The organism is Aeromonas sp. 600527 (genome assembly GCF_049175415.1).
Taxonomy (GTDB): Bacteria; Pseudomonadota; Gammaproteobacteria; order Enterobacterales; family Aeromonadaceae; genus Aeromonas; species Aeromonas veronii_A.
Window position 1 is genome coordinate 88021 of record NZ_JAAKVA010000005.1, and the last position, 21078, is coordinate 109098.

Annotated in this window: 18 protein-coding genes; 3 read left to right on the forward strand and 15 right to left on the reverse strand. The window is 60.5% G+C overall.

Annotated features, from left to right (window positions below):
• Positions 1-27: 27 nt before the first annotated feature.
• From G5154_RS08835 to G5154_RS08865, 7 genes are all read right to left on the reverse strand, one after another.
• Positions 28-1110 (reverse strand): tetratricopeptide repeat protein, encoded by a 1083-nt coding sequence (locus tag G5154_RS08835; RefSeq protein WP_337073117.1) that lies wholly within the window; start codon positions 1108-1110, stop codon positions 28-30.
• A complete protein-coding gene (locus G5154_RS08840; protein ID WP_005342891.1) occupies positions 1107-1997 on the reverse strand; it encodes an ExeA family protein in 891 nt (296 codons plus the stop codon). The genes G5154_RS08835 and G5154_RS08840 overlap by 4 nt, the downstream gene beginning before the upstream one ends.
• A 92-nt stretch (positions 1998-2089) precedes the next feature.
• Complete coding sequence (mshL, locus tag G5154_RS08845) at positions 2090-3763, reverse strand: pilus (MSHA type) biogenesis protein MshL (protein WP_421263921.1); 1674 nt, start codon at positions 3761-3763, stop codon at positions 2090-2092.
• 70 nt (positions 3764-3833) lie between these two features.
• Positions 3834-4163, reverse strand: coding sequence for a SctD/MshK family protein (locus tag G5154_RS08850; RefSeq protein WP_265061714.1), 330 nt, complete (start codon positions 4161-4163; stop codon positions 3834-3836).
• Entirely contained in the window at positions 4156-4803 is a 648-nt protein-coding gene (locus tag G5154_RS08855) for an MSHA biogenesis protein MshJ (RefSeq protein WP_139412193.1), read from the reverse strand. The genes G5154_RS08850 and G5154_RS08855 overlap by 8 nt, the downstream gene beginning before the upstream one ends.
• Complete coding sequence (locus G5154_RS08860) at positions 4803-5396, reverse strand: PilN domain-containing protein (RefSeq protein WP_201947769.1); 594 nt, start codon at positions 5394-5396, stop codon at positions 4803-4805. Before G5154_RS08860 ends, G5154_RS08855 begins: the two co-directional genes overlap by 1 nt.
• A complete protein-coding gene (locus G5154_RS08865) occupies positions 5396-6259 on the reverse strand; it encodes an MSHA biogenesis protein MshI (RefSeq protein WP_421250833.1) in 864 nt (287 codons plus the stop codon). The genes G5154_RS08860 and G5154_RS08865 overlap by 1 nt, the downstream gene beginning before the upstream one ends.
• An 87-nt stretch (positions 6260-6346) precedes the next feature.
• On the opposite strand from G5154_RS08865, the gene G5154_RS08870 reads away from it, so the two are divergent.
• A complete protein-coding gene (locus G5154_RS08870) occupies positions 6347-7270 on the forward strand; it encodes a 1-aminocyclopropane-1-carboxylate deaminase/D-cysteine desulfhydrase (protein WP_216979629.1) in 924 nt (307 codons plus the stop codon).
• 64 nt (positions 7271-7334) lie between these two features.
• On the opposite strand, the gene G5154_RS08875 is transcribed toward G5154_RS08870, so the two are convergent.
• The gene (locus G5154_RS08875; RefSeq protein ID WP_005342880.1) at positions 7335-9263 is read right to left on the reverse strand and encodes an EAL domain-containing protein; all 1929 of its coding nucleotides are present in this window, start codon (positions 9261-9263) and stop codon (positions 7335-7337) included.
• 496 nt (positions 9264-9759) lie between these two features.
• On the opposite strand from G5154_RS08875, the gene G5154_RS08880 reads away from it, so the two are divergent.
• Together G5154_RS08880 and G5154_RS08885 are read left to right on the forward strand one after the other, a co-directional pair.
• The gene (locus G5154_RS08880) at positions 9760-11289 is read left to right on the forward strand and encodes an EAL domain-containing protein (RefSeq protein WP_421244855.1); all 1530 of its coding nucleotides are present in this window, start codon (positions 9760-9762) and stop codon (positions 11287-11289) included.
• A gap of 269 nt (positions 11290-11558) precedes the next feature.
• Positions 11559-12656 (forward strand): calcium:proton antiporter, encoded by a 1098-nt coding sequence (locus tag G5154_RS08885; RefSeq protein ID WP_216979631.1) that lies wholly within the window; start codon positions 11559-11561, stop codon positions 12654-12656.
• Positions 12657-12729: 73 nt separating this feature from the next.
• Here the strand turns inward: G5154_RS08885 and hutH are convergent, their stop codons facing one another.
• The 7 genes from hutH to rpoH all read right to left on the reverse strand — a co-directional run bounded on the left by hutH (position 12730) and on the right by rpoH (position 20714).
• A complete protein-coding gene (gene hutH, locus G5154_RS08890; RefSeq protein WP_421250834.1) occupies positions 12730-14262 on the reverse strand; it encodes a histidine ammonia-lyase in 1533 nt (510 codons plus the stop codon).
• Positions 14263-14266: 4 nt separating this feature from the next.
• On the reverse strand, positions 14267-15976 hold the full coding sequence (hutU, locus tag G5154_RS08895) for a urocanate hydratase (protein WP_421250835.1): 1710 nt from the start codon (positions 15974-15976) through the stop codon (positions 14267-14269).
• A 54-nt stretch (positions 15977-16030) separates the two neighbouring features.
• Positions 16031-16975 (reverse strand): formimidoylglutamase, encoded by a 945-nt coding sequence (hutG, locus tag G5154_RS08900; RefSeq protein WP_421250836.1) that lies wholly within the window; start codon positions 16973-16975, stop codon positions 16031-16033.
• Positions 16968-18203 (reverse strand): imidazolonepropionase, encoded by a 1236-nt coding sequence (gene hutI / locus G5154_RS08905; protein ID WP_421250837.1) that lies wholly within the window; start codon positions 18201-18203, stop codon positions 16968-16970. Before hutI ends, hutG begins: the two co-directional genes overlap by 8 nt.
• Before the next feature lie 154 nt (positions 18204-18357).
• The gene (hutC, locus tag G5154_RS08910; protein ID WP_421250838.1) at positions 18358-19062 is read right to left on the reverse strand and encodes a histidine utilization repressor; all 705 of its coding nucleotides are present in this window, start codon (positions 19060-19062) and stop codon (positions 18358-18360) included.
• An 11-nt stretch (positions 19063-19073) separates the two neighbouring features.
• Complete coding sequence (gene can / locus G5154_RS08915; protein ID WP_005342864.1) at positions 19074-19733, reverse strand: carbonate dehydratase; 660 nt, start codon at positions 19731-19733, stop codon at positions 19074-19076.
• Between the two features lie 126 nt (positions 19734-19859).
• Positions 19860-20714: an RNA polymerase sigma factor RpoH gene (gene rpoH / locus G5154_RS08920; protein ID WP_005342862.1), complete on the reverse strand. Its 855-nt coding sequence runs from the start codon at positions 20712-20714 to the stop codon at positions 19860-19862.
• Between the last annotated feature and the right edge of the window lie 364 nt (positions 20715-21078).

Consider the following 21078-nt stretch of genomic DNA (forward strand, 5'->3'; position numbering starts at 1 on the left):
TCTCTTCGCTCATCGAACCTGCGTTTATCAAGGGGTTAGTTGGCCAATTCGTTGTTCCAGCCAGTTGGTCGACGCCTCGCCGAGGTTGCCGTGCAGCAGGGCGTTGCGATAGGCATCGAGCGCCCGCTGGCTGTGCCCCTGACCATCCTCGGCCACGCCGAGACCAAGCCACCAGCGGCCCTGATCCGGCTGCTGGCGCAGCAGCTTCACATAGAGATTGGCCGCCTCGACATTCTGTCCCAGCTCCTGAGCCAGTCCGGCCCAGGTGGCGTAATAGTCCAGGTTGCTGGCAAGATCAGGTTGATAACCGGACAACCAGCCAAGTGCCTGCTGCTGCTGTCCCTCGCTGATGGCAAGACGGGCCAGCAGCAGACGAAAATCGGCCTGCAGGGGATCGAGTCGGATCCCCTCCTCCAGCAGCTGACGCGCCTCGGTCAGACGCCCCTCGCCGTAGAGCAGCCCCGCCAGTTGCTCCCGCGCCCCCTGGTTGTAGGGATCGTGGGCCAGCACCTGATAGTAATTGTCCTGCGCATCCCGCAGACTCCCCTTGGCCATGGCGGTCGTCGCCTTGCGCTCCGCCAGTGCCGCCAGCTCCTTGGCCGACAGTTCAACCGTCTCGATCTTCAATACGCCAGGTTTGCGTGGCGCACTCGCGACAGCCTGCTGTTCTGCCGCCAGTTCAGCGTAAAGCTCGGGCTGCAGCTCTTCATCGGTCGGCTCCGACTCGTCGATATCGCTGGAGGCATCAAAGGGGGCACCATCGGCCATCTCTCCATCTACCTGCCCGCCAGCGGTATCAGCCACTCTCTCATCCCCACCCGGCAACGGCAGCGCAGCGGCCACCTCGACCGGCTCGGGCGGGTTGACTGGCGCGGCGGCTCGTGTCACCACATCGGGGGCCACCACTTCACTGGCGGCGACGACAGGGTGAGCTTGCTGCCAGTAGATCCAGGTGCGCCAACCGAGGATCCCCAATGCCAGACCACAGATCAGGGTCAACAGCAACATCCACCAACCCTGCTGACGTACTGGCGGGATATAGACGGCAGTTCCCTCGGCGCCTTGCTGGCGCCGATCCAGATCTTTCAGCATCTGGTTGATAACGCTCATGGCCAGACTCCATAAGCCAGGGCGCACCCCAGCAACAGTAACAGGGGCCACCAGCGCAAGGGCGCAAAGCGGCTGGCATCGTCGGTATCGCGAATGGCGAGCCTCACCAGACGGCTATCGATCCGGCGCCCCCCCTGACCGTAGGCCAACATCAGGCATTTGTGCGCCAGGATGTTGATCAGTCTCGGGATCCCTCGCGAGGCCCGCCACAGCATCCGCATGGCGCGGCCAACAAACAGTGGTGCCCCGCGGTAGCCGGAGACCTGCAATCTGTGCTCCAGATAGGCGCGGGTCTCGTCAAAGCGCAGCGGGCGCAGGCAGTATGAAAAGCCGATCCGCTGGCGCAGTTGGCGCAGGTGAGGCCTGGCCAGTCTGACATCCAGCTCTGGCTGGCCAAACAGCACGATCTGCAGCAACTTGCTCGATTCTGTCTCGAGATTGCCAAACAGGCGGATCGCCTCCAGGGTCTCGTCAGGCAGTGCCTGGGCCTCATCGATCAGTACCACCACCCGACTGCCCTGCTGGTGCAGGCTGATCAGGTGACGATGGATGCGATCGGTGAGATCCAGCTCACTCTGCTCCCGCACCGACAGCCCCAGCTCCAGCGCCAGCGCTGTGCGCAGCTCGGCTGGGCTGAGGTGGGGATTGGGCAACCAGGCGAGCCGCACCGGGCACTCTTCCGAGCCCAGCTCGCTCAGCAGTTTGCGGCAGAGCAGGGTCTTGCCGGTACCTACCTCGCCGGTCACCTTGATAAATCCCTCCCCTTGCGCCAGCGCCCAATTGAGCACCTGTAGCGCCTCCTCGTGAGGGGGAAGGCCGTAGTAGAAGCCGGTATTGGGGGTAAGGCCGAACGGCGCCTCCTGCAGACCGAAGTGGCTCAGGTACATGCGACATCACCTGCCAATTCGAACAAGCAGCCTGTGCAGGCAAAGCAGCACAGGCCGTTCGGGATAAGAGTGACCGTCTCTGGTGTCATGGTTCAGCCCTTGGCCGGATACCACTTGTCGAGCAGCTCGGAGGAGCGTTGTAGCTCGTTTTGCCAGGTGTCTTTCTCTACCACGGTCGGTTTGAGCATGATCACCAGCTCCACCTTCTTGGTGCTCTCGCGGCGGTTGGTAAAGGCTTCACCCACCCAGGGAATGTCGCCCAGCAATGGTACCTTGCTGACGATCTCCTGTTTATCGGTCTTCATCAGACCCCCGATAACGATGATGTCGCCATTATTGGCCTGCACCACGGTATCTGACTCTCGAATGGAGCTTTTCGCCAACGGCAGCACCAGCGTATCGCTGTTTGTAACCTTGATGGTCTTGGTTTGCTCTTCAGTATCGATAACGGAGGGGTGGATATGCAGCAACACCTTACCCTCTTCATCTATCTGTGGTGTCACATCCAGAGAGATACCCGAGAAGAAAGGGGTCAGCTCTACATTGGGAGTGGTTCGGTCACCACTCGTCGTGCTCACGGTTGTCGTCGATGCATTGGTGACAAAATATTCGTCCGTCCCGACCTTGATCACCGCCTTCTGGTTGTTGGTCGCGGTGACGCGGGGGCTGGAGAGGGTATTCACATCGCCTTGGGTCTTGAGCAAGTTGACCGCCACGTTGAAGTTACCGTCGGAAATGGTAAAGCCAGCCCCACCTCCCAGCGCCGTAAATATCTGGTTAGGGGTAGTGGGCAATTGGGAATTAGACGCCGAACCACCGCCTGTGATCCCCTTGCCGCCATCCCAACTGGCGGAGAGACCGCTCCAGTCCACCCCCTGCTCGTACCCTTCGTTGAGGGCGACTTCGATAATCCGCGCCTCCAGCACCACCTGACGCTTGAGGTGACTCTCGGACTGATTGAGGAATTCACGCACCGCCTTGAGCTCTTTCGGATAGGCGCGGATGGTGACCAGACCCGCCTGCGGGCTGGTGATCACTGCGCGACCGTCACCCGTGCCAATCAGGGTCTGCAGGGAGTCACGCAGATCGGTCCAGTAGTCGCTGTTGGTGTCAGTCTCGATACGGGTGCCATTGCCGCTGTCGCCGCTCGAGTTGTTGCCGGAGGAGTTGTTGGTGCTGCTGTTGTTGTTCGACGCACTGTCAAAACTACTGTCGCTGTTGCCGTTATTGCTGTCATTGGCTGTCACCCCGCCGGTGCTGACCGAGGTGCGGGAGAGGCCACGACGGGACATCATCAGATAGTTGACCGGGATGGTTTCGGTGCGCAAACCCGCCGGATAGATATGGAAGACGTTGCCCTTGCGCTGTACGTCAAAACCGTACATGTCGCCCACCACCGCCAGCACTTCCGGCAGGGTCACATCCTTGAGCTCGACCGAGATCTGACCAGCCACCCCGGGGTGCACCGCCACGCTGTAACGGGAGCCCTTGAACAGGGAACCGAAAAACTCCACCGCCTCCACGTCGTGAGCCGCGATACGCAGCCGTTTCTCCGGCATGCCGACCGGCATCTGCGGCCGGTTCAGCTGCAGCAATTCACTCTGCACCGACTTGGGCAAGGTGGTCAGCGGGGCAGCCTGCTTCTGCTGTTCGTTCATGGCCTGCTTGAGGGCATCCTTCGCCTGGGTCGGCTCGGGGTGCTGATACGTGGTACAGCCTGCAGCCATCATGGCCACGGTGATCAGACAGAGACGGTGTGTTTTCATGTAATTAGGGCACCCTGACTTGCAATTAAACTCGATAAAGCCACTCCACCTCTCGAGAGGCAAGCACGACTCAAACCCGGATCTTGCTGGCAAACAGTGTTACCGCATGGCGTTTTCCCGCCTTTTCCAGCACCACGGCATCGGCATTGATGGCCACCAGCGTATAGCCGTCCACCTGTTGTCCGACCCGATAACTCTTGCCATTGAGTACCGCCAGTGCAGGGCCATTGCCCAGCACCACACTCTGCAGCTTCGGCAAACCGGCGCTGCTCTCGCCGGTCGCACGGGCGCCAACCGCCACATCCGCCAGCGGCGCAGTGGGATCCTGCAATACCTCGACCTGCCCCGCCTGAACCAGCAAGCTGAACAGGCAACAGCACAACGCAAACACTCTAGCCACGGATAAACTCCTTGCTGGTACTCAGGGTGTAGATCTCCATCTCCACCACCGCGCCGGGATAGGCTTTGACCTGATAGTCGAACTGCTTCCAGTAGAAGTGACGCGGCAAGGCTTCCAGCGCTTTAAGATATTGATACACATCGAAATAGCCGCCTTCAAGCTGAAGCCGGATACCATGCTTGTAGAGATTGACCTTCTGCTCTCCCGCCATCAGCGGGGTCGGCTCCAGCGAACTGAGCGCCAGCATGTGAAGGTTGGCGGAGCGGGAGAGCAGCGCCTCCAGCACCAGCGGCATCTCGTGCGCCGGGATCAGATCGACGGTCTGTGCCTTCAGCTCATCGTCGATACGGGCCAGATCCGTTTCGACCTGCGCCAGCTGGTCGCGAACGCCCTGATTGGGATCCCGCTTGAGCCGGGCCTGTTTGCCGAGGTTTTCCAGCTCCATGATCTCGAGGTCGCGCTCGGCGGCGCTCAGGGCCATGCGATCCTGCTGCAGGCGGGTATCGGCGCCATCGAGCCAGCCGTAGAGTCCGGCCGCGCCCAGCAGCACCAGACCAGTCAGCAGGATCAACACCCGCTCCCGCTGGCTCAACACGGCGATACGCTGGCCCCATGCCTGCCATTGTGCTTTCAGGTTCATCAGGGTTTCTCCCGCGCGATGCCGCTCAACTGGAAGGTCAAACGACCCTCCTTGTCACGGCTGAGGGTCAGTTCACCAAACTCCTTGCCCACCAGACTCGGGGTCTGCTTGAAGCGGTTGACCCAGGCCGGTACATCCTGACTGCGTCCGGCAAAGCCGGAGAGGTTGATCCGCCCTTCGTTGATCTCGATGCGCTGCAACGAGAGGTTGCTGTTGCGAATGCGGGAGAGATCCGCCATCACGCTGGCATAGCCCTGGGATTTTTGCAGGGTCAGGCTGCCCAGCTGGCGCATCAGCCCCTGCTTGGCCGTCAGCTCATCCTGCTTGTTGACCAGTTGCTGTTGCAGCCGGGGATCTGCCTGATGGCGCGCCAGCTCGGCATCGAGCCGCTGCGCCTCGCTGCGCTTGAGTTCCAGCTCGGCAGAGCGCTGCGCCAGCGCCCGGCTGACCTGCTGCTGCTGCCAGCTGTAACCCCCCCCCGTCAACAGGATCAGCAGCAGTGCAAAGCCCCATACCAGCGCCATCTGATTGAGGCTGGCCCACTGCCGCTTGGGGCGAAACTCGGCGCCATAGAGGTTTATCTGACGTTTCATCACGCATCCTCCCCGATGGCGGCGGCATAGGCAGAAAGGTATTCGACGCCAGCCAGCACCGCCTTGTTGGCCATGGCGGAGACGGCAAAGCCGAAGGTCTGCTCCATGTGACGCACCAGGGTACCGATAAAGGGCGAGGCGACGGCAAACTGCATCTGCCCCAGCTCGGGCAATTTCAGCTGGCCCGCCAGATAGTCGAGGGAGCGCTGGATCTCCAGCGCCAGTGAATCGAGCTGCATGCTGTCCGGCTCATGTTCGCCAGTCAGGCTGATGAAACCGCGCAGCTGGCGGGAGAAGCAGAGCCCGCCCTGATGGAAGACCAGCAGTTGCAGATCCTGCCCCTTGGGCTGCCACAGCAGCATGCGCACCGTCTCGTCAGCGTCATAGAGAGAGGTGAGCGCCAATTCGTCGCTGATGATGGATTGCAGGGTGGCGATGCCGTTGATGGCATCGGCCAGCTGTTGCACCCGGCTCTTGGGCAGGCAAATCACATTGATGCGAGGACGACCGGCCGGCGGGGTGGGCAAGTCCACATAATCCATCGCCAGTTGCAGCACGGGTTCGCTGACATAATCCTTGATGGCCCAAGGGAGCGCCCCCGCCATCTCGGCGTCAGGCACGGCAGGCTTGTCGATCTGGATCTGTTGATAAAGGCTGGCGGCGAGGGCCACCCGCACTTTAGACTTGGCCAGTCCATGACGGCTGAACAGCTCGTTCATGGCCACTGCCCACTCCTGTGGGCCGTTGATGGTGCGCGTCGCGAAGATGGGGGGATTGCCCACCGCAGCCAGCATGATCCTGTCATTGGCCAGCAAGAGCCCGACCTGGCGGCTTGGCGTCGACCGTCTGAACAGTTTTTTCATGTAAGCCCGCCCATCAATAGTGATTAAATGTATGAAATATTAACATAAACAGCAGATTAGCCTCCATATTAAAAGACGGACTCACCATTGCAAGCCAGCCTTTCCGCCGAGTCAGAGGGTCAAGCCATCCTCCCTTCCCCCTTGCAACGCCTCCACCATCCGTTGCTGACCCGCTATGGTGTGGAGCTGTGGTGCAAGCGGGATGATCTGATCCATCCGGCCATCTCCGGCAACAAGTGGCGCAAGATCAAGTACCACCTGCTGCATGCCAAAGAGCACGGCAAACAGCATCTGCTCTCGTTTGGCGGCGCCTACTCCAACCATATCCACGCGCTGGCGGCAGCGGGGTGCCAATCTGGTCTTCGTACTACCGGTATCATACGGGGCGAATATGACGCCGTCAGTAACTCTACCCTGAGGGATGCCCGGCGCTGGGGCATGGATCTCGTTTTTGTCGACCGCCAGAGTTACCGGCGACGGCAGGATCCCGACTGGCTGGCCCAATTCGATGCACCCGATACCCTGATCGTGCCGGAAGGGGGTAGCAGCCCGCTGGCCATCCCCGGGGTGGCGGAACTGGTCGGCGAAGTGCCCTTCTCGCCGGATCTCTGGGTACTGCCCTGCGCCAGCGGCGGCACTCTGGCGGGCCTGATCGCCGGCAAACGGGATCGGGAGCAGATCCTCGCCATTGCGGTACTGAAGGGGGGCGGCTTTATCGCTGACGAGGTGTGTCGCCTCCATCCCGCGGCTGCCAATATCCCCGGCTGGCGCATCGCGCTCGATCACCACGATGGTGGCTACGCCAAATTCAGCCCGGCCCTCTGGCAGTGGGTTCAAGATTTCAGCGCCGAAACAGGTCTGCCTCTGGAGCCGATATACAGCGGCAAGGCGATGTGGGGACTGTTTCGCGAGCTTGCTGCGGGCCGCATCGCTCCTGGCAGCAAGATCGTCTTTATCCATACCGGCGGCATGCAGGGATTGGCCGGACTGCGGGAACAAGGGCGACTGTGAGCCCCGCCTGACGGCAACCGCAAACGAGAGAGGGTCGCCCCACGACGACCCTCTCTCATTTATCTCAATCACCAGCCGGCTCCAGCACCAACCGGCGTGGCTCGGCAAACCAGGGCCCCTGCCCGGCATGCACCCCGAGGTGGCGCAGCATCTTCCACTCATCGCCACTCTCTACCCCCACCGCCAGCACCCGGGTACGAGTATTGGCGCAGCCTCCTACCAGACTGCGGACCGCCATCTGGTTGACCTGTCGGGCGTGTATCTCCCGCACCAGGCTGGGGTGCAACTTGAGGAAGTTGATCTCGAACTCCTTGATGTACTGGGTGCTCACCACATCCTGGCCAGCATGATCAATGGCCAGCTGGCAGCCCAGCATGCGCAGGGAGCGCAGCGGCCGCTTGAGTGCTTCGAAGTGGCGGGTCACCTGGGATTCGGAGAGTTGCAGGATCAACCGCTCGTTGGTGCTGCGCGGCAACTGGAACAAGGCGAAGAAGAGCCAGCGCTGGAACTCGCGGTTGAGCAGGCTCTGGGCGCTCAGGGTCAGACTGATGGGACAGCTCTGCTCGGAACGCTGGCGCAGCAACACCAACGTTTGCTCCGCCACCAGCCGATCCAGTTGCAGCAATAGCCCCACCTTCTCCGCCATTGGCATGAAGATCCCAGCTTGCAGTTCCCGCCCCTGCTCATCGTGGATATAGGTAAGCAGATCCTGTTGCAGCACCACCTGATCCCGATCCTGCTGGACCGGTTGGGTATAAAAATCGATGCCCTGTTCTTCAAGACGGCGACTGATGAGGGTACGCCAGCGCACCGTCCCCTTGCTGCTCTGCTCCTCGTCCAGCTGCTTCTCATAGAGAAACCAGCCATTGTGCCCCTGTAGACGGGCACTCTTGAGGGCCAGCTCTGCCTCCTCCTGCACCTTGAGCAGGGTGTCTTGCGCCTGGTAGCAAACAGCACCGATGTAGATGGCCGTCTCCGGATTGACCTGCTGCGGCCAGTGCAGCCGTTGCAGGCTCTTGAGCAACTGGCTGGCACTGTCCACCATCTCGCTCTCCGACATATTGGGCAACAACACCGCAAAGACATGCCCAGCATAACGAGCCTGCAAGGCGCCATTATGCTTGCGCACAAAAGCACTGATCACGGCACTCGCCTCCAGCAGCAGATCGTGTCCCTGCAGCTCGAACTGGTCAGCTTCCAGCTCTTCCAGGCAGGCGAGTTCAATCAGCAAGACACCGCCACTCATGACGCTCGCCTCCATGATGGCGCTCTCGAGCCGGTTATCGAAGAAGAGGCGGTTGCCAATACCAGTCATCTTGTCGACGAAGGCGTTGCTGCGAATGAAGTTATCGAAGCGGCTGCGCTCCTTGCGAGCATCCGCCAGCTCAGCCAGCAGATGGTCAAGTGCCTGGCTGGCGGCAACCGGCCACTCTTCGGCGGGGTCATGGCTCAGTTTGACCAGTTTGTCATCGAGGATCAGCTGGGCGCGTATGCCCAGCAGCTCGGCCCCGCGCAACTGCTGGCGCAACCAGCGGATGGAGTACCAGAGACCGAACACCACGATAAAGATACCGAACGAGATGCCCGACATCGCCTTGATGGAGTACTCCGCCTCCTTGAAAGGACGCTCCAGCTTGAAGTTGGCCTGCATGCCCGCCTGATGGGGCAGTAGATGGCTGTATGGCACCAGCAGCGGTTCATTAACCGGACGTTGTACATCACGGAACCAGTAGACCCGCTGGTCGTTCTGGCGCACCTCCAGCTCCACCACATGAGCCGCCCGCAGCAGGGTAGGCAGCCAGCGGCTCATATCCTCCATGCCGTGAGCAACATCGAGCTGCTTGTCGATCACTTCGACCAGCGCATCAACCTTCTTTTGCTGCAACTCCATGCCCAGCTCACGAAAGCTGAATACCCCGCCAATCAGCACGGTCGCCATGGCAGCGATCACGCACAAGGTAATAAACGAGACAAGATGTGTTGTAAGTTTCATGTGCCTTTCCGTATGCCCGGCATCATCCATTGGAGTTCATGGTAGCAGTGGCACTGTAGCCATCACTATGGACGGGGATCCCGCTTCTGTAATTTAAGCGAGGCAGCATACCCAAAGCAGAGAGGGAATACCAAGGAAGGTACACAGGTGGAGCAGGGGAAGATAGCAGACAGAAAAATGGTCCCTCAAAAGGGACCAAAAGGAACACTCATATCAAAACTAACACTCTGTGCTACTGACAAAAAACAGATACAGGAGTATTGAACACACGGTGAGTCAAACCGCAGGGGTACTCTAAAGCAGTTCGGATAAGTTGGGCAATTGTCATTTATGACAGGTCAACGATAGCCTCTTTTAAAAAGAAATTAAAAAATCGATTAAAACCAATTAGTTAAAAAATCAATCAATAAGTGTGACATATCGGACTCAAATTGATTGTGCTAATGCACTATGATGGCGTGACCCATCTGTGTCTCGTGAAACAGGCAGGACTACCTTGTTACGCATCTCCCCCCTCTGGATCACTGTTCTTCTATGTGTCTTGCCCATTCTGGCAAGCCAGTCCGTCGGCATCTGGCTTACCAGACCAATGGCCAACCACCTGATGGAGCAGAAGGTGGCCGAGATAAAGCGTGCCATGGCGATACGCCATCACACCCTGGACAAGGCCATGAACGAGCAATTGGCACAGTTTGATTTCGATTGTGGTGCCAACGACATGGCGTTGCTGCGGGATCCCCGTTTTTACAGCACCCATATTCGTCTGCAGGGGTTGGAACTGGCATCAGGGAAAAGCTGCTCAAGCCTGGGTATAGGCATTTCGCTCATCAAAAATGTCAACCAGGAGGGAAAGCTTCCCGATAAACTGGGACTGACCGCCACAACAGCCAGCTTCAATACTGAGCAGGAGATGGTTGCCTACTACCAAAGCGGCGGCAACATTGCCTACTGGGTGCTCGATAACAGCTGGAGCCACGATCTGCTGCAACTCCCCTGCAGTGGCTGTTTCTATCTGGAGTTCAGTCAGCGGGATCCCGTGGCAATGACCCCCCGCTTCCCGCGCGGTAACCAGGCAATCAAGCTCGAAGAAGGCAGCCGCAGTCTGAGCTTCTTCGATCAGGACAAACTCACCCGACAAACCATCTGGGCAGGTTCCGCACTCGATCAATTTGCTCGCGAGCAAGTCAGACGCATCGCACTCTGGTGCGGTGCTATCCTGAGCGGACTGCTGGTGACCGCCTACTGGTCGCTGCGAAACTATCGCCGCTCGCTCAAGGGGCTATTGCAGGCCGGAGTGGTGCGCCAGGAGTTCATTCCCTTCTATCAGCCCATCGTGGATATTCGTACCTGGCAGGTGGCCGGTTTTGAGGCTCTGTTGCGCTGGCAACGGGGACACGAGCTGATCCCCCCGAGCGCCTTTATCGAATATGCGGAAGATCAGGGACTGATCCTGCCGATTACCAGACAGTTGTTGGAACAAGTGATCACGGATCTGCCGCAGCTGGCGCCAGAGCAGTGGATCAGCGTCAACCTGGTCGCCGCACATATCGAACAACCCTTGCTGCGCAACATGTTGAGCGAACACCACAATCCGTCGCCCGAGCGCCTTACCTTCGAGCTGACTGAACGCAAGCCGATCATCGATATTCAGAGTGCCACCGACGAGATCACCCTGCTGCAACAAATGGGATATCACTTCAAACTGGACGACTTTGGCACCGGTTACGGGGGGTTTGCCTATTTGCAACGGCTGGGCATTCGCCAAATCAAGATTGACAAGATGTTTGTCGACACCATAGGCACCAACGACCTCAAACGCAGTGTGCTGGATGCCATCATCACATTTGGTCTGGAATCAGGCATGGAGATGATTGCAGAAGGGGTTGATACGCGGGAACAGGTTGAGTATTTACGACAACGCGGCGTCTGTCTGATCCAGGGTTACGTCTTTGGCAGACCAATGGCGCTGGCAGATCTTGCCATCTGGCAACAAACGTGGCCCCCACAATATTCGCAGGAGAGCTGACACTGATATTACACAAGACAGGTCCGGCAGAGCTCGTCCCAACTGACCCGCTTGCTCCCTTTTCCACAGAGGCTGGCTGGCACTGACGCAGCCTCTGGAGCCACTAGGCTGATCGCCTTCAACCACCTGTTTACATTCAGAAACAAAATGATCTGCCCCTGGCCGGATGGAGCGCTTATCATAAGCATTCGGCTACCGTGAGCACCTTTACGCGTGCCTCCCATCAATCCCCGTCGGCCAGTGCCGCCCCGAGATGAGAACCATTGCCTATGAAGACATTTATCCGGCAAGAGATTGCCCTGCCCGTTGGCCTGCTCACCCTGCTCTTTTTCAAGACGCTCGGCAGCGACCTGCTGACAGAGACCACTCCGCTCGGGATTTATCTTCCTGTCTCGGCGATGCTGCTTGCTATCGTCACCTGGGCCATCTTTTCGGTGGTGCGCCACTCGGATGCCCTCGCCATCAAGCTTGGCGAGCCCTTCGGCACCCTGATCCTGACCCTGTCGGTCATCTCGCTGGAAGTGGTGATGATCTCCTCGGTGATGCTGACCGGCGAGCCCAACCCCACCATGGCCCGTGACACCATGTTTGCGGTGGTGATGCTGGTAAGTACCGGCCTGGTGGGCTTCACCCTGCTGTTCGGCGGCTGGCGCTACCACACCCAGAGCTTCAATCTGGACGGGGTCAAATCCTATCTGGTGGCCATCATTCCGCTGGCCCTGCTCTGTCTGGTGCTGCCGAACTTCACCCGGGGCGGCACGGTCGGCAGCATGTCTAACCCGATGTCATGGATGCTGATCATCATCTCGATCTTGCTCTACGGGGTCTTTCTGCTGATCCAGACCCGCAGCCACAGCCACTTCTTCATCGACAGCGATCATGAGGATTACGAAGAGCACCACGGCCCGCTACAGAGCAACCTCTATCACACCCTGTTGCTGCTCGCCTATCTGCTGGTGGTGATCCTGCTGGCCAAGACCCTGGCCATTCCCATCAACCACGGGGTCAAGGTGCTGGCAGCTCCGCCAGCACTGGGCGGCTTTATCGTCGCCTGTATCGTGCTGGCACCCGAAGCAGTCGGCGCCATCAAGGCGGCCTTCAATAATCAGCTGCAGCGGGCCATGAACCTTTACTTCGGCTCTGTGCTGGCCACCATCGCCCTCACCGTGCCTGCCGTGCTCTTTATCGGCTCCATGCTCGGTCAGGAGGTGCGCCTCGGTCTCTCCCCCGCCGATATGGTACTGCTGGTCACGACCTTGATGGTGTGCAAGGTGACCTTCAGCAGCGGCCGCACCAATGTGCTCCACGGAGCCACTCACCTGGTGCTGTTCGTGGTCTATCTGTTCCTGATGTTCGAACACGAATAACCGCGTTCAACCAACACCAGAAACGCAAAGACCGCCCGATTGGGCGGTCTTTTGTTATGGGCTGGATGGCCACCTAGAGGCTCGGCAGCACCCCGGTCGGGAGCAGGTCGTTGTAGCTGGCACGGCCCAGCAGCGCGGCGGCCGCCTCGATGTCCGGCGCGAAGTACCTGTCCTTGTCGTAGAAGCTGACCTCTTCCCGCAGCCGGCCCTTGGCCAGCTCGATGAGCTCGGTGCTGCGCAGGGGAGCACGAAAATCCAGCCCTTGCGCTGCCGCCAGCAGTTCCACCGCCAGAATGCCACGGGTGTTCTCGGCCATGTCCGCCAGTCGACGGCCGGCGAAGGTGGCCATGGAGACGTGATCCTCCTGATTGGCGGAGGTGGGCAGGCTGTCCACCGAGGCCGGATGGGCCAGCGTCTTGTTCTCGGAGGCGAGCGCCGCCGAGGTGACCTGAGCGATCATAAAGCCGGAGTTGACGCCGCCGTTGTTGACCAGAAACGCCGGCAGACCGGACATCCGCGAGTCGATCAGCAGCGCCATGCGCCGCTCGGACAGTGACCCGATCTCGGCGATGGCCAGCGCCAGGTTGTCGGCGGCGAAGGCCACGGGTTCTGCGTGGAAGTTGCCGCCGGAGAGGATGTCTTCATCCTCGGCAAACACCAGCGGGTTGTCGGAGACCGCGTTGGCCTCGCACACCAGCACCTCGGCTGCCTGGCGGATCTGGGTCAGACAGGCGCCCATCACCTGTGGCTGGCAGCGCAGGGAGTAGGGATCCTGCACTTTCTCGCAGTTGTGATGAGACATGCCGATCTCGCTGCCATCCACCAGCAGGTGACGGTAGCAGGCGGCCGCGTCGATCTGGCCGCGCTGACCGCGCACCGCGTGGATGCGGGCATCGAACGGCCGGCGGCTGCCAAGGGCGGCCTCCACGCTCATGGCGCCGATGGTGATGGCACCAGCAAACAGATCCTCGGCGTGGAACAGCCCTTCCAGCGCGAAGGCGGTGCTCGCCTGAGTGCCGTTGAGCAGCGCCAGCCCCTCTTTCGGTGCTAGCGCGATGGGCTCCAGCCCGGCAATCTTCAGGGCAGTGGCGGCGTCGATCAGCTCGCCCTTGTGGCGAGCCTTGCCTTCACCGATCAGCAGACAGCTCATATGAGCCAGCGGCGCCAGATCGCCGGAGGCACCGACGGAGCCCTTCTTCGGTACCACCGGATAGACTTCGGCGTTGATGAGGGTCATCAGGGCCTCAAGCACCGCCAGCCGGATGCCGGAGAAGCCGCGCGCCAGCGAGTTGAGCTTGAGCACCATCATCAGCCGCACGGTGGCGTCATTCATGTACTCGCCAATCCCTGCCGCATGAGAGAGCACGATGGAGCGCTGCAACTCGTCCAGCTGCTCCACCGGAATGCGGGTGTTGGCCAGCAAGCCAAAGCCGGTGTTGATGCCGTACACCACCCGGTTTTGCTCGATCACCTTGGTGACTACGGCGGCGGAGGCGTGGATCCCCGCCAGAGCGACGGGATCCAGTGAAATGTGTACCGGCTCGCGGCTGACGCGACGCAGGGTGGCAAGATCCAGCTCGCCCGGGGTAATAGTCAATTCAAACATGGTGTTACACCTTTCCTTTGACACCGTTGGCGCCGTCAATCATCGGCAGATCCAGTTTCGCCTCGTGGGCGCAGTTGATGGCAATCTCGTAGCCGGCATCGGCGTGACGCATCACCCCGGTGGCCGGGTCGTTGCGCAGCACCCGACCGACCCGCTTGGCGGCATCATTGGAGCCATCACAGACGATCACCACGCCGGAGTGCTGGGAGAAGCCCATGCCGACCCCGCCGCCGTGGTGCAGGGAGACCCAGGTCGCGCCGCTGGCAGTGTTGAGCAGGGCGTTGAGCAGCGGCCAGTCGGAGACGGCATCGGAGCCATCCATCATCGACTCGGTCTCGCGGTTCGGGCTCGCCACCGAGCCGGAATCCAGGTGATCGCGGCCGATGACGATGGGGGCTTTCAGCTCGCCATTCTTGACCATCTCGTTGAAGGCCAGGCCGAGGCGTACCCGATCCTTGACCCCGACCCAGCAGATCCGCGCCGGCAGGCCCTGGAAGGCGATGCGCTCGCGAGCCATGTCGAGCCAGTTGTGCAGGTGAGGATCATCGGGGATCAACTCCTTCACCTTCTGGTCGGTCTTGTAGATGTCTTCCGGATCGCCGGAGAGCGCCACCCAGCGGAACGGGCCAATGCCCTCGCAGAACAGCGGGCGAATGTAGGCCGGGACGAAGCCGGGGAAGTCGAAGGCGTTTTTCACCCCCTCCTCCAGCGCCATCTGGCGAATGTTGTTGCCATAATCCAGCGTGGCCGCACCGCGGGCTTGCAGGGTCAGCATGGCTTCGACCTGACGGGCCATGGAGTGGCGAGCGGCCTGGTTCACTTCCTGGGGCGCGGATTTTTGCAGCGCGCGCCACTGGGCCACGCTCCAGCCCTGCGGCAGGTAGCCGTGCACCGGGTCATGAGCCGAGGTCTGGTCGGTCACCACGTCCGGGGTGATGCCACGGGCCACCAGCTCGGCGAACACATCGGCGGCGTTGCCGAGCAGGCCGACGGAGACGGCGCTGCCGCTCTGCTTGGCCTCTTCGATCATGGCCAGCGCCTCATCCAGGCTGTGGGCCTTCTTGTCCACGTAGCGGGTACGCAGACGAAAATCGATGCGGGTCTCGTCGCACTCCACCGCGATCATCGAGAAGCCGGCCATGGTAGCGGCCAGCGGCTGGGCGCCACCCATGCCACCCAGACCGCCGGTCAGGATCCAGCGCCCCTTGGGCTCGCCGTTGAAGTGCTGGTTGGCCACCGCGAAGAAGGTTTCGTAGGTGCCCTGCACGATCCCCTGAGTACCTATGTAGATCCAGGAGCCGGCGGTCATCTGGCCGTACATCATCAGGCCCTTTTTATCGAGCTCGTTGAAGTGCTCCCAGTTGGCCCAGTGCGGCACCAGGTTGGAGTTGGCGATCAGCACCCGCGGCGCATCCTTGTGGGTCTGGAACACCCCGACCGGCTTGCCGGATTGCACCAGCAGGGTCTGATCCTCCTCCAGCCGGGTCAGCACCTCGACGATCTTGTCAAAGCAGGCCCAGTTGCGGGCGGCGCGACCGATGCCGCCATAGACCACCAGCGACTGGGGATGCTCGGCCACCTCGGGGTCCAGGTTGTTCATCAGCATCCGCAGCGGCGCTTCGGTGAGCCAGCTCTTGGCGGTCAGTTCGGTGCCGCGCGGGGCACGGATCACGCGGTTCGGATCATGACGGGGATCCTGGTGTTGCTGGGACATATACACTCCTTGTTTATCGATGCAGCAGGGTGGCGGCCGGCCGGTGGCAGGCCGCTACTTGGTTAACTGATGGACCAGCCGGGCGGCCACGCGGGCACTGCGGTTGTCCTGATCCAGACTCGGGTTGTATTCGGCCAGATCGGCGAGCAGCAGCTTGCCGCTGGCCCGGATATGGGCAATGAGCGGTTCGATGACCGCCAGCTCCACGCCGCGGGCGGCGGGGGCGCTCACTCCCGACATCACGGCTCCGGGCAGCACATCAAGATCGATGGTCAGATAGAGGTGATCACAATCGGCGATAAAGGCATCCAGCCCGCTTAGCAAGGCTGGCAGCTCGGTCTGGGTCATTGCCTCGTCCAGCACATGCCACACACCCAGCGCCTCGGCGCGGGCAAACAGGGCTTGGGTATTGGCGGTCTCGGCTACCCCGAGGCAGGCGTAGCGAAACGGCGTGCCCTGAGCGGCGCACTGCTCGGCGATCTGGAAGAAGGGGGTGCCGGAGCTTGCCAATTCCTGCTTCATGCGCAGGTCGAAGTGGGCGTCAAAATTGATAATGCCGACTCGCCCCTGACCCGCCAGATGCAAGTTGAGGCCGCTCCAGCTGCCGAAGGCCACCTCGTGGCCGCCCCCCAGCACCAGCGGGAAGTGGCCCAGATCGAGCGCAGCGGCGACCCGCTCGGCCAGACGGCCGTGGGCGGCGTCGAGATTGCCATCGGTACAGCTCACATCTCCGCCATCGTAGACGGGACGGTTCAGGTGCCAGGCAGTGTTGGCCAGCAGCTTGCGCACAGCCAGCGGCGCCCCGGCAGCACCAATGCGCCCCTTGTTGCGGCGAACCCCTTCATCGCAGGCAAAACCAAGCAGTACTACACCGGCAGAGTCTTGTGCTCCGGCGGTCCAGGGCAGCACCTTGTCGTGCCAGCGCAGGGCCAGTTCACCATCTTCCGGATCCTGCCGCCCCTGCCAGAGTGACATGTCGATCGGGTTGAACTTATCCATGGAGGGTCTCCTCGCCGTTGAAGATGCGGCCTGCCAGCTGATCGACGCCGACCATGTAACTCAGCTCGGCCGGATGGGCGCAGTGCCAGATCAGGAAATCGGCTGCCATGCCGACCCTGAGCTGACCAAGGCGATCCTGCTCGCCAAGCGCTTTGGCGGCGTGACGGGTCACCCCGACCATGGCCTCCAGCGGGGTCAGGCCAAACAGGGTGCAGGCCATGTTCATCGCCATCCGCAGCGAGACGATGGGGGCCGTACCCGGGTTGATGTCTGAGGAGACCGCCATCGCCACCCCCGCCTTGCGCAGGGTGGCAACCGGCGGCAGCTTGGTCTCTTTGAGGAAGTAGAAGGCGGTGGGCAGCAGGGTGGCGACCACGCCACGGTGGGCCAGCGCCAGGATCCCTTCCGGATCCAGATACTCCAGATGATCCACCGAGAGGGCGCCAAAGTGGGCAGCGAGTGTGCTGCCACCGAGATTGGAGAGCTGATCCATATGCCCCTTCACCGGCAGGCCGTATTGATCCGCCGCCAGATAGACCTGCTCGGTCTGGGCCAGCGAGAAGCCGATGTGCTCGCAGAAGACATCTACCGCATCGGCCAGACCCGCCTCGGCGGCGGCCGGGATGATCTCCTGACAGATGGTCTCGACCCAGCTGTCGGGATCGTCGCGATACTCCGGCGGCACCGCATGGGCCGCCAGCAGAGTGGTCTTGACCCGGATCGGCAACGCCTCTCCCAGTCGACGGGCCACCCGCAGCATCTTGAGTTCATCATCCAGCGTCAGGCCATAGCCGGACTTGATCTCCACCGTGGTGACCCCTTCGCGGATCAGGGATTTCACCCTCGGCAACGCCAGATCGAACAGTTGCTCTTCGCTGGCGGCACGGGTCGCACGCACCGTGCTGATGATGCCGCCGCCCCGACGGGCGATCTCGGCATAGGGCACACCCTGCTGACGCAGCTCGAACTCTTCGGCACGGCTGCCGGCGAAGATGAGGTGTGTATGGCAATCGATAAGGCCGGGGGTGACCAGCTTGCCCTGCATATCATGCCAGTGAGCAGGATACGGCCCCTTCAGTTCGGCCATCGGCACCAGCGCATGGATCTTGCCATCCTTCACGCCGATGGCGTGGAGCGGCAGCAGGCCGTAGTCGGCCAGCTCATCATTCAGGGTGGCGGGTGTCACGTTGAGCCAGACACGCTCGCAGTTCAACAGTTCCTTGTTCATAGCGACCTCAAATGTATATACATATTCTTATAGTCGATCTCTATGACGAAAGAAAGAGCGAAATTCACATCCTGATAACAGCATCAAACTTAGAGTTTAAGCACAAAAAAGCCCACCAGGAGGTGGGCTTTGCAAAATCTAGTTGTATATACATTTAATCCAACTGAGTCTTGGAGCTGAGCTTGTAGCGGGAACCGGGGGAGAGCAAACGGGCGTAGGAGACCAGATGCCCCTCCGACCAGGTGCGTCTGTGCAACAACAGGCAGGGAGAATCTACGCGGATCTGCAACAATCCCGCCTCACCGGCGCTGGGCAACACGGCTTCCACCACGTGCTCCATCTCGGAGAGGGGGCAGACATCCATCAGATAGCGGTTGGGGGTCTGTTGGGTAAAATCCTGCTCGCCATAGCCCGGCAAACGCCCGGCATCGACGAAGCGCTCCTCCAATTGCAACGGCTCCCCATCGGCCTGATGGACGATCAGGCTGTGAAAGATGGGGGCGCCAACCCGCAGCCCCAGTTGTACCGCCACCTTCTCATCGGCAGCCTGGCGTTGCAGCCGGATCACCCGGCCGCTGTACTCGCTGCCCCGTTCGGCGATCTCGTCGGCGATGTTGCGAATGGCCAGCAGCGGCGACTCGGTGCGCCTGTCCGCCACGAAGCTGCCGGAACCGGCGGTGCGCACCAGCCACCCCTCGGCCACCAGTTCGCGCAGCGCCTTGTTGACCGTCATCCGGCTCACGGCGAACTGCTCGCACAGGGCGGCCTCGGTCGGGATCCGGTCGCCCGCCTGATAGTGGCGTTCGCGGATCCCGTCCAGGATGTGCTGCTTGATTTGCATATAGAGGGCCGGTGCCAACGGGATGCTCCTCAGCGACGGCGGTGGGGCGGACGCATATCCGGCCAGGCGCGGTAGACGTCGGGGATCTGATCCGGCCCGCTGATACAAAGATCAAGGTCATGCAGCAGACCGTCCTTGATGCCGTAGATCCAGCCGTGTACCGCCAGCTCCTGCCCCTTGCGCCAGGCATTCTGGATGATGGTGGTGTGGCAGACGTTGGCGACCTGCTCGGCCACGTTCAGCTCGCACAGGTAGTCGAAGCGCTCGTGCTCATCCTCGATGGCATCCAGCTGCTCGCGATACTTGAAGTAGACATCCTTGATGTTGCGCAGCCAGTTGTCGATGAGCCCCAGCTCTTGGTTCTGCATCGCCGCCTTGACGCCGCCGCAGCCGTAGTGGCCGCAGACGATGATGTGCTTCACCTTGAGCACCTCGACCGCATATTGCAGCACCGAGAGGCAGTTGAAGTCGGTGTGTACCACCAGGTTGGCGACGTTGCGGTGGACAAACACATCCCCCGGCAGCAACCCCATCAGCTGGTTGGCAGGGACCCGGCTGTCGGAGCAGCCAATCCAGAGGTATTCGGGGGCCTGCTGGGCAGAGAGGGTAGCAAAGAATTCGGGATCCTCGGCCTTGATCTGCTCCGCCCACTCGCGGTTGTTGGTAAACAGGTCGTTCAACAGTTTCACTATCTGCTCTCCCTACAGTGGCAGTGGCGGCAACATACCATACACAAGGGTAACCAAGGCAAGGCCGACCAGCCCCCTGCAAAACAAAAACAGGGCCATTAGGCCCTGTTTTTATGAGAGGAAGCATCAGGCTTCCATGGCATCTTTCAGCTTCTTGAGCGCATTCTTCTCAAGCTGGCGCACTCGCTCGGCAGAAACGCCGTAGGTATCGGCCAGCTCCTGCAGAGTGGTCTTGCTCTCATCGTCGAGCCAGCGGGCTCGGATGATGTGCTGGCTGCGCTCGTCCAAAGTAGCCAGAGCCGAGCTCAGGCGACGGGTCGCATGGTCGTCCCAGTTGTCGTTCTCGATGGTCGCAGCCAGATCGGAGGATTTGTCCTCCAGATAGTGGACCGGTGCGAAACCACCCTCTTCGTCATCATCACCGACCAGGTCGAAGGCTTGATCATAGTTGCTCATGCGCGCTTCCATCTCGGTCACGTCAGCGGCAGAAACGCCTAGATCGGCCGCCACTGCCTGAACCTCTTCGTGGTTCAGCCAGCCCAGACGTTTTTTGGATTTGCGCAGGTTGAAGAAGAGCTTGCGCTGGGCCTTGGTGGTCGCCACCTTGACCATGCGCCAGTTGCGCAGAACATATTCGTGGATTTCGGCCTTGATCCAGTGCACGGCAAAGGAGACCAGGCGCACGCCGACACTCGGGTCGAAGCGCTTGACCGCCTTCATCAGGCCGATGTTGCCTTCCTGCACCAGGTCGGCCTGGGGCAGACCGTAACCGGCATAACTTTTGGCGACATGAACGACAAAGCGCAGGTGCGACATGACCAGCTGACGAGCAGCCTCAAGGTCGCCATCCTGCTGCAAACGCTCAGCCAGCTCACGCTCTTCCTCTGCGCTCAGCACCGGAATCGAGTTGACTGCCTGGATATAGCCTTCCAAACTACCTTGCGGAATCAAAGCCATAGTGCGCTGCAATGAAGTTCCCATCTGTTACCTCTTACTTTTCAATCGAATCAGTCTAACACCCAGATTGGGTCTGTCTACTGACCTGATGTCATTCTGCGGCGTCTATCAAAGAACATGTCCAGCTTTAGACCGGCTTATCTTATGCCTGCAGGATGAATCATGAATGAACAGTCAAAAAAAAGGGGTCACAATGAAGGACCCCCGAAAAGTAGCATGCTAAGTCCATTGTTGCGGAGCTCGCAACCTTCACATGCTTGCCAAGTCTGACGAGCAAGGCAGAGGGGCCACACTCGTATAAATGCTTCAGCCTAATAGACTGCTTATAAATCAGAAGGTTCCGTGGATCCATAAAAGATCCGAGAGATCTTATTTAATTCAGAATACT